Origin of the sequence: Desulfopila inferna, from assembly GCF_016919005.1 — a bacterium.
In the GTDB taxonomy this organism is placed as follows: Bacteria; Desulfobacterota; Desulfobulbia; order Desulfobulbales; family Desulfocapsaceae; genus Desulfopila_A; species Desulfopila_A inferna.
In genome coordinates this window covers 794,501-809,609 of record NZ_JAFFQE010000002.1, presented here as the reverse complement: position 1 = coordinate 809,609, position 15,109 = coordinate 794,501, and the positions used below count along the sequence as shown (strand labels likewise).

General features: G+C 52.1%; 14 protein-coding genes. 4 read left to right on the top strand and 10 right to left on the bottom strand.

Translation table 11 applies throughout. From position 1 onward, the window contains the following. Positions 1 to 449: 449 nt before the first annotated feature. The 10 genes from folK to argB all read right to left on the bottom strand — a co-directional run bounded on the left by folK (position 450) and on the right by argB (position 10,920). Complete coding sequence (gene folK / locus JWG88_RS07585) at positions 450 to 989, bottom strand: 2-amino-4-hydroxy-6-hydroxymethyldihydropteridine diphosphokinase (RefSeq protein ID WP_205233098.1); 540 nt, start codon at positions 987 to 989, stop codon at positions 450 to 452. A 9-nt stretch (positions 990 to 998) separates the two neighbouring features. Beyond that, positions 999 to 1,808: a 4-hydroxy-tetrahydrodipicolinate reductase gene (gene dapB / locus JWG88_RS07580; RefSeq protein WP_205233097.1), complete on the bottom strand. Its 810-nt coding sequence runs from the start codon at positions 1,806 to 1,808 to the stop codon at positions 999 to 1,001. Positions 1,809 to 1,879: 71 nt separating this feature from the next. Further along, positions 1,880 to 2,761 carry a 4-hydroxy-tetrahydrodipicolinate synthase gene (gene dapA, locus JWG88_RS07575; RefSeq protein ID WP_205233096.1) on the bottom strand — a complete coding sequence of 294 codons (882 nt, stop codon included), beginning with the start codon at positions 2,759 to 2,761 and terminating at the stop codon, positions 1,880 to 1,882. A gap of 128 nt (positions 2,762 to 2,889) precedes the next feature. Then, entirely contained in the window at positions 2,890 to 3,726 is an 837-nt protein-coding gene (gene dapF / locus JWG88_RS07570; RefSeq protein ID WP_205233095.1) for a diaminopimelate epimerase, read from the bottom strand. A gap of 74 nt (positions 3,727 to 3,800) precedes the next feature. Continuing rightward, positions 3,801 to 4,850: a fibronectin type III domain-containing protein gene (locus tag JWG88_RS07565; protein ID WP_205233094.1), complete on the bottom strand. Its 1,050-nt coding sequence runs from the start codon at positions 4,848 to 4,850 to the stop codon at positions 3,801 to 3,803. Beyond that, complete coding sequence (argH, locus tag JWG88_RS07560; RefSeq protein WP_205233093.1) at positions 4,850 to 6,253, bottom strand: argininosuccinate lyase; 1,404 nt, start codon at positions 6,251 to 6,253, stop codon at positions 4,850 to 4,852. Before argH ends, JWG88_RS07565 begins: the two co-directional genes overlap by 1 nt. 38 nt (positions 6,254 to 6,291) lie before the next feature. Beyond that, positions 6,292 to 7,488 carry an argininosuccinate synthase gene (locus JWG88_RS07555; RefSeq protein ID WP_205233092.1) on the bottom strand — a complete coding sequence of 399 codons (1,197 nt, stop codon included), beginning with the start codon at positions 7,486 to 7,488 and terminating at the stop codon, positions 6,292 to 6,294. Positions 7,489 to 7,745: 257 nt separating this feature from the next. Then, on the bottom strand, positions 7,746 to 8,669 hold the full coding sequence (argF, locus tag JWG88_RS07550; RefSeq protein ID WP_205233091.1) for an ornithine carbamoyltransferase: 924 nt from the start codon (positions 8,667 to 8,669) through the stop codon (positions 7,746 to 7,748). A 167-nt stretch (positions 8,670 to 8,836) separates the two neighbouring features. Further along, the gene (locus JWG88_RS07545; protein WP_205233090.1) at positions 8,837 to 10,042 is read right to left on the bottom strand and encodes an acetylornithine transaminase; all 1,206 of its coding nucleotides are present in this window, start codon (positions 10,040 to 10,042) and stop codon (positions 8,837 to 8,839) included. Beyond that, the gene (gene argB / locus JWG88_RS07540) at positions 10,039 to 10,920 is read right to left on the bottom strand and encodes an acetylglutamate kinase (protein WP_205233089.1); all 882 of its coding nucleotides are present in this window, start codon (positions 10,918 to 10,920) and stop codon (positions 10,039 to 10,041) included. The genes JWG88_RS07545 and argB overlap by 4 nt, the downstream gene beginning before the upstream one ends. 343 nt (positions 10,921 to 11,263) lie before the next feature. Between argB and lptA the strand changes: the two genes are divergently transcribed. The 4 genes from lptA to JWG88_RS07520 all read left to right on the top strand — a co-directional run bounded on the left by lptA (position 11,264) and on the right by JWG88_RS07520 (position 15,107). Beyond that, positions 11,264 to 11,821, top strand: a complete 558-nt coding sequence (lptA, locus tag JWG88_RS07535) for a lipopolysaccharide transport periplasmic protein LptA (RefSeq protein ID WP_205233088.1) — start codon at positions 11,264 to 11,266, stop codon at positions 11,819 to 11,821. Between the two features lie 141 nt (positions 11,822 to 11,962). Further along, entirely contained in the window at positions 11,963 to 12,685 is a 723-nt protein-coding gene (gene lptB / locus JWG88_RS07530; protein ID WP_205233087.1) for an LPS export ABC transporter ATP-binding protein, read from the top strand. Positions 12,686 to 12,694: 9 nt separating this feature from the next. Continuing rightward, the gene (rpoN, locus tag JWG88_RS07525) at positions 12,695 to 14,152 is read left to right on the top strand and encodes an RNA polymerase factor sigma-54 (protein ID WP_205233086.1); all 1,458 of its coding nucleotides are present in this window, start codon (positions 12,695 to 12,697) and stop codon (positions 14,150 to 14,152) included. Positions 14,153 to 14,168: 16 nt separating this feature from the next. Beyond that, positions 14,169 to 15,107, top strand: coding sequence for a helix-turn-helix transcriptional regulator (locus tag JWG88_RS07520; RefSeq protein WP_205233085.1), 939 nt, complete (start codon positions 14,169 to 14,171; stop codon positions 15,105 to 15,107). Positions 15,108 to 15,109 lie beyond the last annotated feature (2 nt).

The window sequence follows — 15,109 nt, the reverse complement described above, 5'->3', positions numbered from 1 at the left end:
CTTCGCGATGAATAGCGCTGTGCTTCATCTCTCTATCGTCAGCTCCAGCCCCAACTTTACCAGACATTACGGCTTTGATAAACATATTCGAGGCTCTGTCGTCCACAAAAAAGTGGTTCTTCCGGATTATAAAGCTATATATATCAATGATGTTGCAGAGAAATTTTAAATTGTTGGGGTTCGCCAGGCTCACCGCCAACCTACTCTTTCAAAGTTAGAATGCGGCAATCCGGCAGATTGGTGCTGATGCCAGGAAGCCCAATGCTTATGCTCATCGCCAGCCTGATGATGTGCGCCTTAGCAAAAGTACGCTTCAGTCTGATGAGCCAAAAAAGTTGACTCTAACGCCGGTAAACGCCAAGTAAGTACCTTGGGATGCATATCGAGCTTCACGATTTCAAATGCATTCTCCTTTTCTTGTTTTTTGTCCGTTTTTGGGGAGTAAGGTACTAAACATCATCCCGGGGCCATTCCGACCTGCTGATATTCTGCTCGGGTACATGTCCTTCCGTCATTTGTCGCTCCAGCTGTTCCAGTTTTTCCATGGGAGTGAGACAGTCAGCGGGATCGTGATAATCGGGTGCCACTTCGGCAAGAGGCTTGAGTACAAAGAGACGGTCTTTAAGACAGGGGTGAGGCAGCGTCAGCATCTCGGTGTGCATCACTGTTTCACCAAAATAGAGGATGTCCAGATCGAGGGTGCGATCCTGATAGCCTTCTATCTTGCTGTCTCTTCTTCTGCCGAAAGCCGATTCCACTTCCATAAGAAGACGGAGCAATTCCTCCGGCGGCAGTGAAGTTTCCAGTCTGCCGACAGCGTTGGTAAACCAATTGCTGCTCTCCATGCCCACCGGGGCCGAGAGGTAGGGGGAAGAGAGTGAAATCAAGGATACTTCTGCAGCATTGCCGACTTCCCGCCAGGCCTGCTGCAGGGTCCGGAGGCCGTCTCCGAGGTTGGAACCCAGCCCAATGTACGCCGTTTTTTTCAAAATTACTCTTTAAAGATCATGAAGATCGAGAACGTCAAACATGGAATATATCCCCGGCTTCCGTCCGGCAATCCAGGCGGCTGCGGTGGCCGCGCCTTTGGCAAAATGATCACGGCTGTGCGCTCTGTGGGTCAGTTCGAGCCGTTCACCCGGACCTGCAAAATAAACAGTGTGCTCACCTACTATATCGGCTGCCCTGATGCTCTGTATGCCTATCTCTTCCGACCTGCGCTCCCCGATAATACCGTTTCGTTCATAAACGCCGACCTCGGAGAGGTTGCGATTGACTCCCTCGGCCGCCATTTCCCCAAGCTTCAGCGCGGTGCCGCTAGGCGCATCTTTTTTCTTATTATGGTGTGCCTCGACGATTTCGATATTGTAGTCATCGCCCAGAATTGCCGCGGTTTTCTTGACCAGCTTAAAGAGAACATTGACGCAGATCGACATATTAGGGGCCTGCACACAGGGAAAATTGCGGGCGAGTTCCTTGAGCTCCGCCAGCTCTTCCCCGGTCAGTCCCGTGGTGCCGATCACCATGGCCCTGTTGTGGCGGGCGGCAAGACGGGCAAACTCCATGGTAGCTTTATGGAAGGTAAAGTCTATGATCACATCGCCCTGCCCGATCACCGCCTCCAATCCTTCGGCGATGATGACGCCATTGGCGCCGAGTCCTGCTGCCTCACCGGCATCTCTGCCGATTTCCGGGCTGCCTTCAGCCTCAAAGGCGGCGGTATAAACAAGTTGCGGATGTGCCGCAACCATGGCCGCGACTTTCCGGCCCATTTTTCCGGCTGCACCTGCAATAATTACGTTCGTCATGCCTTCTCTCCTTGTTCCCTTTCCCTCAGTTAAAATATCCCACCCAAATGGAGATGATATTTTCCGGGTTACTACAGCATACCCAGCGAGGTCATGGCCTCCTTCAACAATCTGGTGGTTTCCTCATCGACCGGGGTAATGGGAAGACGCGGGGTACTGTCCGTAATTTTGCCCATGAGTTCCAGTCCCTTCTTGGCCGGAGCCGGGCTCGGATTCCTGAACATCAGCTTCATCAGGGGAAAGAGCCGGTAATGTTGGGAACAGGCCGTGGTTACATGTCCAAGCAGTGCCGCCTCTATCATTTCCACCATTCCTGCCGGATCAAGGTTGGAAACAACGGATATAACTCCCTGACCGCCAATGAAAACGGTGGGCATAGAAGTAAAGTCGTCTCCGGAGAGTACGATAAAATCATCAGGGCAGAAGCGAATGACATCGCTGATCTGCTCGAGGCTCCCACAGGCTTCCTTGATGCCGATTATGTTTTTGATTTCGGCAAGTCGGGCGACTGTTTCCGGCAGGATATTGACCACCGTTCTACCGGGAACATTATAGAGAAACATCGGAATATCGACGGCTTCTGCCACTGCTTTAAAATGCTCGTAGATTCCCTGCTGGTTCGGCTTGTTGTAGTAGGGCGCCACGGAGAGCACTGCATCCGCGCCCGAGTCTTTGGCACTCTCGGTAAATTCGATCGCCTCCAGGGTATTGTTGGCGCCGGTTCCGGCAATGACCGGGACCCTGCCGTTAACTGTTTTCACCGCTATCTCGATGACGCGTTTGTGCTCATCGAAGCCCAGTGTGGCCGATTCACCGGTGGTGCCGCAGGGCACCAGACCGTGAATTCCTGCTGCTATCTGAAACTCTATCAGGTTGATGAAACCCTGCTCATCGACTTTGCCATTTTTAAAAGGAGTGACAATCGCTGTGAATGCCCCGCTATATTTTTTCATACTTCACCTCTTTATTATCTCTGCCGTTCTGTTGCCGGCGGTGTATGCTACTTATATAAAAGGCAATCTAGTTACCTGGTGTTTAACTCCGTGATCTTTGATTGCCAAGGTAACGTTGGGATAGAATGCTAGAGCAGCGCTTCGGCAGTCAATTCTCCCCGGTAGACGATACGCGCCGGTCCTTTCAAATAGACATTTTCAGCGCGGGTGCCGTTCCTCAATTCAAATTCTATAGTCAGCCTGTCTCCGCCCGAGGTCACCACGACAACCGGGGATACGACATGCTTTTTTATCGAGGCGATGATAGCGGCAGCCACGGCTCCCGTGCCGCAGGCCCTGGTTTCATCTTCAACTCCCCGTTCATAGGTTCGGGCCAGAATCTCGCCCGGTCCGCGTATGGTGACGAAATTGGCATTGGTGCCGTCGGGCTGGAACATTGGATGAAAACGAACTTCCGGTCCCCACTCCCTGACGGGAGCATCATCGTTGTCAACAAAGAGCACCGCATGCGGAACTCCGGTATTGACAAAAGATGCCGCCATCTCTCTGCCGCCGATGTTTAAAGAGAAATCGTCCTGCAGCCCGAAAGGATCGGTCATACGGATACGGACATCTTCATCTGCACAAATCTCCGCTTCAATGATTCCGGCAAGCGTTTCAAAGCGCATGTTCCTGCCGGCAATGCCGGTCCGGTAGGCAAATCTGGCCGCACACCTGGCGCCATTGCCGCACATCTCCGGCATGGAGCCATCGGAGTTATAGAAGCGCCAGCGAAAATCGGCTTTGTCCGAATCCTCGATCAGGATAAGCCCATCAGCTCCCACGGAAAACATTCTTCTGCATACCCTGCCGGCGAATTCCGCCTGCCGATCAACCGGAATAACTCCATCCCGGTGATCAATGATCAGGAAATCGTTGCCGGTACCGTTCATCTTGGTAAAAGCGATGGGAAAGATGTTTTCCATCCAGTTTACTCCATTTTGCATTGGCTCAGCGTTGGCTCAGTCTAACGCTTGAGTTTAAGACTGGCCCACGTTAATCAATGCCTGGTGGTTACTTCCTCTGATTTCTTCCCGACATTGCCGTCCTGATCAAAGGCAACGATGGAATAATACGCCCTGTCCCCACCGGACATCTCATTATCGGTGTAGATGGTCTGGGTAGGTCCAACCTCTCCAATTCTGCTGCTTTCTTTGTCGTCGGCAAGGCGGCGGTAAATCCGGTAGCCCGCCAGATCGTCAACGCTGACACTGTCCCAGAATATCCTGATATTAGTGGCGGAGGCAACTACGGTTACTCCGCTGACCTGTGGCGGCGGAACCGTATCGGTAACGTTTATGGAAACAGCAGAGCTGAGCGAACCTTCGACCGGAGTTTCCTCGAGCATCATGGCGCTCTTAACCCTGTAGGAATAGGTATTGCCTCTTTCCACCTCGCTGTCGACATAGGTAGTCGATTCCTGCAGAGCGCCTATGTCGCTGTACTGTTGTCCATCTGTGCTCTTCTGCACCTGATACCTGAGCGGCAGATCCGCGGATTCACCGTCAGTCAGGGTCTTCACCGGTGACCAGCTTAAGCGCACGTTGTTTCCGGCCATAGCGGCGCGCAGGTCCTGCGGCGCGGCCGCCGGAGTGTGAAAGATGAAGGAGACGATATTGGAAGGTTCGCTTTCGGCAAGCCAGTTGGTTCTTGAAGTTACTTTGAAAAAATACTTATTGCCGGAACGCAGTAATCCCGAAGAGAACTCGGCGGTGTTGCGCTGTTCTACTCCCGGAGCGCCACCTTCGACAGCAATAGGCTCGCCGAAGGGGATGGGGCAGGTACTGCAGAAATCATCGAGCGGTATCTCTGCTCGGTACAACTGAAAGGAAAGGATATCTTCGATGTTATCGCCATTTACTTTTTCCTGGGGATAGGTCCAGGTCAGTCGGGCACCTTCATCTTCCAGGCTGTAGCGCAAATCCTCGATAGCCTTCGGCACCACGGTCTGGGGCGGAACCGGGGGTGTTTTATATCCGCAGCCTCCGCTTAATGAAAGAGCAGCAACCAGCAGAAGTGATCCGGCAATACCTGATTTCCTTAAATTCATTATACCATTCCTAGTTGTTTTTCAGCTTTCTCTATAGCTTCCTCTACCCTCTTCCGAGCTGTTCCACCCGTGGATAACCTGCTGTTGACCGAACCGTCCACGGAAAGAACCGCATAGACATCTTCACCAATTGCCGGTGAAAATTTCTGTAAATCATCGAGCTGAAGATCTTCAAGCTCACAGCCCTTTTCGATGCAAAATGCCACTGACCGGCCCACAATCCCGTGAGCTTCACGGAACGGCACATTCTTCATGACCAGATAATCGGCGAGATCAGTTGCCGTTATAAAACCGGTCTGAGTCGCCTTCTTCATTCTATCGGTATTAAAGCGAAGATTGCCGAGCAGCTCAGCCATTATGGAAAGCGAGGCGGAAACGGTGTCCACCGCATCGAAGACCGGTTCCTTGTCTTCCTGAAGGTCACGATTATAGGTGAGGGGCAGACCTTTGAGCAGAGTGAAGAGCGTCATCAGACTGCCGATAACCCTGCCGCTTTTGCCGCGAATCAGCTCCGGAATATCCGGATTTTTCTTCTGCGGCATAATCGATGAGCCGGTACAGAATTTATCGGAGATATCGACAAAGGAAAACTCCTGGCTGGACCAGAGCACCAGCTCCTCGGAAATACGCGACAGATGGGTCTGGATCAGGGCACAGCAGCTGACAAACTCGATGGCGAAATCCCGATCTCCCGAACTGTCCATGGAGTTGGCCGTCACCCCGTCGAATCCCAGCTCTTCGGCAACGCTTTCCCTGTCTATGGGCAGCCCTGTTCCGGCAAGCGCGGCACAGCCCAGGGGAGAGAGGTTGATGCGCTTTCTGCAATCGAGAATACGCTGCCGATCGCGGCCGAACATTTCATAATAGGCCAGCATATGATGAGAGATCAGTACCGGCTGGGCGCGCTGCAAATGGGTATAGCCGGGCATAATATCACCGAGATAGTGGCGTGCCAGGGAGACGCAGGTTTTTTGGGCATCGGTGAGCAGGACGGCAAAGCGGTCGCATTGATCGCGCAGGTAGAGCCTCAGGTCCAGGGCGATCTGGTCGTTCCGGCTTCGGGCGCTGTGCAGCTTGGCGCCGGCGGGTCCGATTTTATCCACCAGGGCCTTCTCGATATTCATGTGAACATCTTCCAGCTCGCTCTTAAAGACGAAGCTGCCGCCGTCGATCTCTTTTTCAATGGCGCTGAGGCCATCGATAACGGCATCGAGTTCATCCTGAGTCAGCACGCCCTGTCTTTTCAGCATGGCGGCATGGGCCTTGCTGCCGGCAATATCATAGGAATAGAGCCGTGAATCGTACTGAATCGAAGAAGTAAAGGCCTCTACGGAGTGGGCCGTTGCCTCGGCAAAGCGGCCGCCCCATAATTTCTCGGATCCTGCTGGTTTTTCTTTGCTCATGATCGGTGCTTTACTCCCAGGTATCTATCCGGTTCTGTCTATTTTTTCTGTAATGCCTGAATGCGCAGGCGCAGGCCGTTAAGTCTGATAAACCCGGTGGCGTCACCCTGATCGTAGACATTGTCCTCTTCAAAGGTGGCGAAGCTCTCCTGATAAAGCGACTGCTCGGATTTTCTGCCCACCGGTACGCAGTTGCCCTTGTACAGTCGGAGACGGACCTTGCCGTTGACGGTCTTCTGGGTCTCGTCCATGAGCTTCTGCAGCAACTCTCTCTCCGGAGAGAACCAGAAACCATTGTAGATCAGCTCACTGTACTTGGGGATAAGGGCGTCGCGGATCTTCATGACCTCCCTGTCCAGAGTAATGGTCTCCAGGTCGCGGTGAGCCTTGCGCAGAATTGTACCGCCCGGTGTTTCATAGACGCCGCGGGATTTCATGCCGACGAAGCGGTTTTCCACCATATCCAGGCGGCCGATGCCGTTTGCTCCGCCAAGCTTGTTCAGTCTGGTAAAAAGCGCCAGCGGCTCCATCTTTTTCCCGTCGAGTGCCACCGGATCGCCGTTCTCGAATTCAATCTCCAGATAGGTTGCCTTGTCCGGAGCCTTTTCCGGAGAAACAGTCATCTGGAACATGGCCTCATCCGGCGTCGACCATGGATTTTCCAGAATACCGCCCTCATAGCTGATGTGGAGCAGATTCTCATCACAACTGTAGGGCTTTTCCTTGGTGACCGGTACCGGGATGTTATGGGTCTTGGCGAATTCCACCAGTTTCTGACGGGAATTCAGATCCCAGGTTCTCCACGGCGCTATGATTTTCAGGCTGGGATCGAGGCCGATGTAGGCCAGCTCGAAACGCACCTGATCATTACCCTTGCCGGTGGCGCCATGGCTTACCGCATCAGCCCCTTCGGCCTGGGCGATGCGTACCTGCTCCTTGCTGATCAGCGGCCTGGCAATCGATGTTCCAAGGAGGTAGGTCTCCTCGTAGATGGCGTTGGCGCGGAATGCCGGAAAAATGTAGTCCTCGACAAATTCCTTTTTCAGATCGGAAATGATCACCTTCTCGGCTCCGGTCGCCAATCCTTTTTTACGGACGGCATCCCAGTCTTCCTGCTGACCGATATCCGCGGAATAGGCGATGACAGGGCATCCGTATTCCTCTTCCAGCCACTTCAGTATCACCGACGTATCCAGGCCACCGGAATAGGCCAGTACAATTTTATCTATGCTCATAATTTTTCTCGAACCCTAATATGTTGTGATGGGATGCGATCCCTCTGATGGTTTTTTTTAATTACTAATGAACTCAACCGGTTTCATGCTGCCTGCCTTTGAGATTTTTACAAAAGCGTATTTTAAACACATTCCGCGAAGTTGATGATTTGCCCATAAATTTAGTTTCTTTGGCTTTGGTAATTAAATTATTTTTTGTCTTTTAACATACCTTCCAATTTCTTCTATTTCTATGAGAGAATCTCAGGAGTAAGGTGCTAATGGCTGCCCCCAGCGAGCAGCAGCTCCAGTATAGCCTTATGCATATGCATTTTGTTTTCGGCCTGGTCAAAAGCGACACACCGCTTTGACTCAAGGACCTCTGCAGTAATCTCCTCTTCCCGGTGCGCCGGCAGACAATGAAGGATCACCGCATCTGCGGGTGCCTTGGCGAGCAGCTGCGTATTCACCTGAAAGGGACTGAAAATCTTGAGTCGTTCCTGCTGCTCATTCTCCTGGCCCATGGAGGCCCAGACATCGGTATTGATGACATCGGCTCCGGCAACAGCCTCCTGCGGATCGCGCAGCAGCGTGATCGGCTTAGTGGCCGCGGCCATCGCCCTCTCCAGGATGCCTTGATCCGGTTCATATCCTTGCGGACAGGCCAGCGCCAGTTCGAAACCCAGGATGGAGGCCGCCTGAATCCAGGAGTTCGCCATATTATTACCATCGCCGATCCAGGCTACTTTCAGACCATCGAGAGACCCCTTGCATTCAATGACGGTCATTACATCGCTGAGCACCTGGCAGGGATGATGAAGATCGGTGAGGGCATTGATCACCGGAACCGTGGAGTACTCTGAGAGCTCGACCACGACTTCCTGACCGAATGTTCTGATCACCATGCCGTCGACATAACGGGACATCACCCGGGCCATATCCTTCAAGGGTTCCGATCTGGCCAACTGGGTGTCGCGCGCGGAGAGAAAAATAACCCGACCGCCGAGACCGTACATGGCGGCTTCAAAAGACACCCGCGTCCTGGTGGAGGGTTTTTCGAAAACAAGCCCTATGGTTTTTCCTTCGAGCTGCCGGTGCAGAACTCCCTTTTTCCGTTCGTCCTTCAACACCGCTGCCCGGAACAGAAAGGCCTGCAGCTCTTCTCTGCTAAAGTCCTCTAACGACTGTAAATGTTTAGGCATATTGATCACTTTTAATCCGGATTGGAAAGGCAGTCTTCCGCAAAATTCCTGCTCTCCCGGATTCTGCGCTCACTTTTCCCAGGAGAAAACTTTTATAACTACAAAAAAAAGAGGCGATTTGCAAAGGAATTCAAGTCCGCCGGAGTCGATCTTTTTTTCCCTTTTCTTTACTTTCCTGACATTTCCTCCAGCAATTCGGCAAGCTCCTCGATCATTTCGTCTATCTGCTCCCTGGCAACAATAAGAGGTGGAGCAAAGCGGAGGGCGCAATTGCCGGCAAAGTTGATGAGAAAGCCGCGGGCAAACATGGCATTGACAATCTCCGTTCCCCTGGCAACTCCCTGCTCGGAGAGAACCAGCGCCTGCAGCATCCCTGCTCCTCTGGCTCCCGCCAGCAGATCCGGGAAACGCGGCACAAGTTGAAGAAGCCGATCGTGCAGGTAGGCTCCACGTTGCCTCACACCTTCCAGAAAACCCTGTTCAAGCATGACCTTCATGGTAGCGACACCGGCTGCGGCCGCTACTGGGTTCCCGCCAAAAGTAGTGGCATGAGTTCCAGGCACCAGCGCTGCCGCCGGCCCTCTGGTGGTCACCATGGCACCGATGGGTAAGCCGTTGGCGAGACCTTTGGCAAGAGTCATAATATCGGGAACAACCCCTGTCTGTTCATAGGCAAACAAAGTCCCGCACCGTCCCATGCCGGTCTGTACTTCATCGAAGATAAGCAGCAGGCCGTGTTGATCGCAGAGCTCCCTGACGGCCGCGAGATACTCTCTGGTCAGCGGACGCACGCCGCTCTCACCCTGAACGGGTTCGCAGAGGATGGCACAGGTCGTCTCGGATATGAGATCCTTTAAAGCCTGCAGATCGCCAAACGGGGCGTGAACGAAGCCCTCCGGTAATGGCTCGAATCCGGCATGAAACTTGGGTTGCCCGGTGGCTGCGACCGTCGCAAGGGTTCTGCCGTGAAAGGAACCCTCGAGACTGATGATCTGATAGCGCTCCTTGGCGGCGTGAATTCTCGCCAGTTTGATGGCAGCCTCATTGGCCTCCGCGCCGCTGTTGCACATAAACACTTTGTCGCCGAAGGAATTGGCGACCAGAAGCTCGGCCAGTTCAGTCTGCGGCCGGGTATAGTAGAGGTTGGAGCAATGGACCAGTTCTCCGGCCTGCCTGCAGACAGCCTCGGTGACCTTCGGATGGCAGTGCCCCAAGGCGCAAACGGCAATACCTGCGAGAAAATCCAGATACTCTTTGCCCTTTTCATCATAGAGGACACACCCCTCACCCTTGACCATGACCGCGGGATAGCGCAGGTAATTATTGACAAATACCGCCTCGTTTCTGCTTTGTATATCGTTGGCTTCGCTCATTCTATTATCTGTGTCCCCACTCCTTCGCGGGTAAACATCTCCAGTAAAATTGCATGCTCGACACGACCGTCGATGATATGGGTTTTGACCACGCCATTGGCAAGTGCCTCGGCGCAGCACCTTACCTTGGGAATCATGCCGCCGGCAACCGTGCCGTCGCTGATGAATTTTTCCAATTCGTCTTTTCTGATAGTGGTCAGCAGCTTGCCCTCTTTGTTCTTGACCCCGGCAACGTCGGTGAGGAGAATCAGTTTGGCCGCCTTCAGCTCTCCGGCAATGGCGGAGGCCACCAGATCGGCGTTGATGTTGAAGGCCTGGCCGTCTTCCCCAACGCCGACAGGGGCAATGACGGGGATAAATTCCTCACGCTCAAGGCTTCGCAGCACGCTGGGATTGATGGCGGTGACCTGTCCGACTCTGCCGAGATCGATGAGTTCGGGCGGGGCATTGTCTGCCACCGTTTTGCTGACCTGGAGCTTGCGGGCGCAGACCAGATCACCATCACGCCCCGACAGGCCGACCGCCTTGCCGCCGCAATGATTGATCTGACCGACAATCTCCTTGTTGACCTTACCCACCAGAACCATTTCGACAACGTCCATGGTTTCGCCATCGGTTACCCGCATGCCCTGGACATAGTTGGCTTTGATATCGAGCCGCTCCAGAAACTTATTGATCTGGGGTCCGCCGCCATGCACGATCACCGGATTGATGCCGATATGCTTCATCAAAATAACATCCAGGGCAAACTGCTTTTTCAGGTGCTCATCGACCATGGCATGCCCGCCATATTTAATGACCACCGTCTTATGTCTGAATTCCTGCATGTAGGGCAGAGATTCGATAAGAACCTTGGCCCGTTCTATACTTTCCTGCATACTCGTCCTCGATAGCAAGTTGAGGGTTTGCAATCACACTCCCTGAAAAAATTTTTTCATGGCAATAAATGCCTTGCAGCATCAACTATTTCCGCTGGATTCCAATACCTTAAAAGATACGTGCTCCGGGTGGAAAATGAAAAAAACTTGCTTTGAAAATTCAGGATATTAGATGACAAAAACAGCCTATCTGTTCCATAGCATTCTACTTTTTCGTTCTCTTTTAGTAAAGTACTTCTTCCGGGCTGAGAAACATCCCTTTCCTTTACTTTGAAAACCTATTAAGGTATAACAGGCCTGGTAATTGCATTAAACCATGACTTTATCGTCGGAGACGAATTTTATGAAGACCATGAGAGCTCTCTTTTTACACCTGAAGTATACGGGCGCAGTGCTGTTTTTACTGCTGCTTGGCGGTTTTGTCTGCATTGCCGCGGAGCAGCCGATACAGATAGAAGCAGACAAGATGACTGCCGTGGAAAAATCGCAAACGGTTATATTTTCCGGAAACGTGGATGCCACCCAGGGTGATGTACGCATACGTTCCGATGAAATGACGATTTTCTACATTGAAGACGAAATGAAAACAGGTCCGAAAAGTGCCGGCAAAGACGCACAGCAGGTGGAGAAAATAATCTGTAAGGGCAATGTCGAAGTTACCAGCCAGGAATGGCTGGGCACATCGGAAACCATGCACTATTTTTCCAAAAAGAACCTGGTTCAACTTATCGGCAATGCCAAGGCCTACAAAGGCCAGAATATGGTGCAGGGCGAAAGAATAGATTATGATCTCGAGACAGGACAATCCGAGGTCTACGGGGGTAAAACGCGGATGGAAGGGGATGAAGCGGCGACCACCGAAAAATCCGGCCGGGTCAATATGACTATTCTGGAAGAATGATGGCGTCGCGATAAGCGAAGACTTCGAGAAAGCCCGATCTCCGGCGTTGCCTTGTATATCGAACTTTTTATCTAGCCATCTGACATCGTGGCGACTTTTTACGAAGTTATCAAGAATAGCCAATCGTTCAAGGAGAACATTGTGTCCCTGTTGGAGACCAAAAAGATAAAGAAAAAGTACGGCAGCAGAACGGTTGTCGACGGCGTCAGCCTGCAGGTGAAAACCGCCGTTGTCGTCGGTCTGCTCGGGCCTAACGGCGCCGGGAAAACCACATCGTTCTATTCGATTGCCGGATTTATCCGACCCAATGAGGGCAACATTCTGCTGGATGGAGAGGTCATTACCAACCTGCCCATCCATAAAAGAGCCCTTAAGGGTATCTCCTATCTGGCTCAGGAGCCTTCGGTTTTCAAGAAACTGACGGTTGAGGAGAATGTGCGCATCATCCTCGAGCCGCTCGGCCTTGCAAAAAACGAGATCAACAACAGAATCGATGAGCTGATGGCTGATCTGGGCATAGAATATCTACGCAACAACAAGGGGCATGCCCTGTCCGGCGGCGAGCGGCGCCGGGTGGAAATCATGCGGGCCCTCTCCACCAGGCCGCGTTTTATCCTGCTGGATGAACCATTTGCCGGTATCGACCCGCTCGCAGTAACCGATTTGCAGAAAATTATCAGAAAACTCAAGGACAAAGGACTGGGGGTGCTTATCTCGGATCATAATGTTCGGGAAACCCTGCAGGTATGCGATTTTGCTTATATCATGAATGCCGGTCAGATTTTAACCAGCGGAGTTGCCGATGATATTGTTGAGAGCGAGGTTGCCCGCAAGATGTACCTTGGTGAAAATTTCCACATGTAAGCAATAATTATGGCGCTGGAACTTCGACAACAACTAAAGCTTGTACAAAAACTTGTGATGACGCCGCAGCTGCGTCAAGCCATCAAGCTTCTTCAGTTAAACCGGCTTGAACTTACTCAGGCGCTGCGTGCGGAAATAGAGCAGAATCCCGCACTGGAAGAGGATATTGGAGCCTTTGATGCAGGCGAGCTTGCCCACGGCCTTTCCTCAACCTTTGAAACTACGGAACCGGGTCGGGAATCCGATTTCACTGAACGGGTTTCTGCAAGTGATATGCCCGCCGAGACCAACTGGTCCGACTACGCCAACAATTTCGACACTAATTTTTCCTTTTCCCGGGAAACGCCGCCTGCCGATGCGCCCTCCCAGTTCGACTTTATCTCCGAAAAACCCGGGCTATCCGCTTATCTGCAATGGCAGCTTGCTCATTGCAATCTGGAGCCCGATGAATGGGATGTTGCCCGATTTATCGTTGGTAATCTCAACCGCTACGGCTTTCTCGAAACCGATGTCGAAACCATCATTGAAAAGACCGACTCGGATATCGACCAGGTCGAGTATGTCCTTGAGGTCATCCAGGATCTTGATCCACCCGGAATCGGAGCACGTGATGTCAGCGAATCCCTCTACCTCCAGCTGGAAAGAAAGGGGATGGCCAAAAGCCTTGCCGCAACCATCGTCAAGAACCACCTGCCTCTGCTGCAGACCAAGAATTACAAGGCTCTGGTTAAGGCTACCGGACATAAACGCAGCGAAATAGTACGCGCCATCGACTACATTACCAGCGAGCTCACGCCTTTTCCCGGGCTGCCCTATTCCAACGACAACACCAACTATATCGTTCCTGATGTCTATGTTCGCATGATTGATGGAGAATATGTCATACGTCTCAACGACGACGATTTGCCTAAACTTAAACTTTCATCATATTATCAGGATCTTCTCGATTCAAACGACTCTCTGCAGAAGGATTCAAAAAATTATATAAACGAAAAGCTGAAGAGTGCGGAATGGTTTATAAAGTCAATCCAGCAGCGGCAAAAGACGATTTACAGGGTAATGGAAAGCCTGCTCCGCTTTCAGTATGACTTTTTCGAGCATGGCCCCAGCCGCCTCAGGCCTCTTATTTTGAGAGATGTTGCCGAAGATATTGAAATGCACGAGTCCACCATCAGCCGGGTAACCTCGAATAAATATGTGCATACGCCTCAGGGTATTTATGAGTTGAAATATTTCTTCTCAACCGCCATCCCCAGAGAAGGCGGTGATTCTTTCGCAGCTGAATCTATCCGCTCCAGAATACGGCAGATGATCCAGGAAGAGGATAAGCACAAGCCTCTCAGCGATAACGCCATCTCGGAAAAACTCGTTGCGGAATTCGATATTAAAATTGCCCGGCGCACCGTAGCCAAGTATCGGGAACAATTGAAGATTTTACCAGTAAAGCATCGTCGGCAATCGAAATAATGTCTCAGCCACTATCATGAGCCTTCTTGAACGCGTCTATCATTTTCACGAAGAGCTCAAAGACGACCGTTATCCTAACGCCAAAACACTCGTCGAGCAATTTGAAGTATCGCTCGCCACCGCCCGCCGCGATATCGCCTACCTGCGCGATCGGCTTTTAGCTCCCCTTGCCTTTGATCAACGAAAAAACGGTTTCTACTACACGGAAAACGGTTTTGGGCTGCCTTTTGAGCAAAGCCCGAAGATCGTCTTTCTTCTCGGAATGCTGGGAAAAATAGCCGACGAGACAGGACTTGGGGACCTACCTGAAGTCCGTGCCCTGGAGAAGCGGCTCTCCCAACTGGTTTTTCCGGAGTACTCCAGACTGGTCGAGGCGATTCATTGTGAATGGGTGGAAGTAGAGGCGGTTCAACCTGCGATTTTTGATAAAATCATAGAGGCAACCGTCAAACAAAGGGTGCTCAAGATCGACTATAGATCGGCCCTGGCCCGGAAAAGCGAGAGAGAACTGGAACCGCTACGCCTGATCTGCTATCAGGGACGCTGGTACATCCTGGCCTTTTGCCGGCTGCGTGGCGACATCAGAGTCTTTCATATCGCCCGCATCGGCAGAGCGACGCTGCAGAAGGAGGTTTTCAGGCGGGAGAGCGAGGATAATTACTCCAGCTATCTGAACTCCGCCTTTGGTATCTTCAAGGGAAAGCCGCTGTTTAACGCCACCATCCTTTTCACCTCAACCGCTGCGGAGCTGGTACGGCATCAACGCTGGCACAGAGAACAGATTGTCGAAGAAGTACAGGAGGGAATTCTGCTGCACCTCCCGGTAAATGACGACAGAGAGCTTGTCATGAAAATTCTGCAGTACGGCTCCATGGCCCAAGTCATACACCCCGACAGACTCCGCCGCCGCCTCTCCGATGAAGCTGAAGCAATCTCGAAACTCTATATTACCTGAAG

Coding starts and splice junctions, on each gene's coding strand:
- JWG88_RS07520 (WP_205233085.1), top strand. CDS start 14,169: ATGAGCCTTCTTGAACGCGTCTATCATTTTCACGAAGAGCTCAAAGAC.
- JWG88_RS07545 (WP_205233090.1), bottom strand. CDS start 10,042: ATGAGCGAAGCCAACGATATACAAAGCAGAAACGAGGCGGTATTTGTC.
- argH (WP_205233093.1), bottom strand. CDS start 6,253: ATGAGCAAAGAAAAACCAGCAGGATCCGAGAAATTATGGGGCGGCCGC.
- argB (WP_205233089.1), bottom strand. CDS start 10,920: ATGCAGGAAAGTATAGAACGGGCCAAGGTTCTTATCGAATCTCTGCCC.
- dapA (WP_205233096.1), bottom strand. CDS start 2,761: ATGAAAAAATATAGCGGGGCATTCACAGCGATTGTCACTCCTTTTAAA.
- lptA (WP_205233088.1), top strand. CDS start 11,264: ATGAAGACCATGAGAGCTCTCTTTTTACACCTGAAGTATACGGGCGCA.
- dapF (WP_205233095.1), bottom strand. CDS start 3,726: ATGGAAAACATCTTTCCCATCGCTTTTACCAAGATGAACGGTACCGGC.
- JWG88_RS07565 (WP_205233094.1), bottom strand. CDS start 4,850: ATGAATTTAAGGAAATCAGGTATTGCCGGATCACTTCTGCTGGTTGCT.
- JWG88_RS07555 (WP_205233092.1), bottom strand. CDS start 7,488: ATGAGCATAGATAAAATTGTACTGGCCTATTCCGGTGGCCTGGATACG.
- argF (WP_205233091.1), bottom strand. CDS start 8,669: ATGCCTAAACATTTACAGTCGTTAGAGGACTTTAGCAGAGAAGAGCTG.
- dapB (WP_205233097.1), bottom strand. CDS start 1,808: ATGACGAACGTAATTATTGCAGGTGCAGCCGGAAAAATGGGCCGGAAA.
- rpoN (WP_205233086.1), top strand. CDS start 12,695: ATGGCGCTGGAACTTCGACAACAACTAAAGCTTGTACAAAAACTTGTG.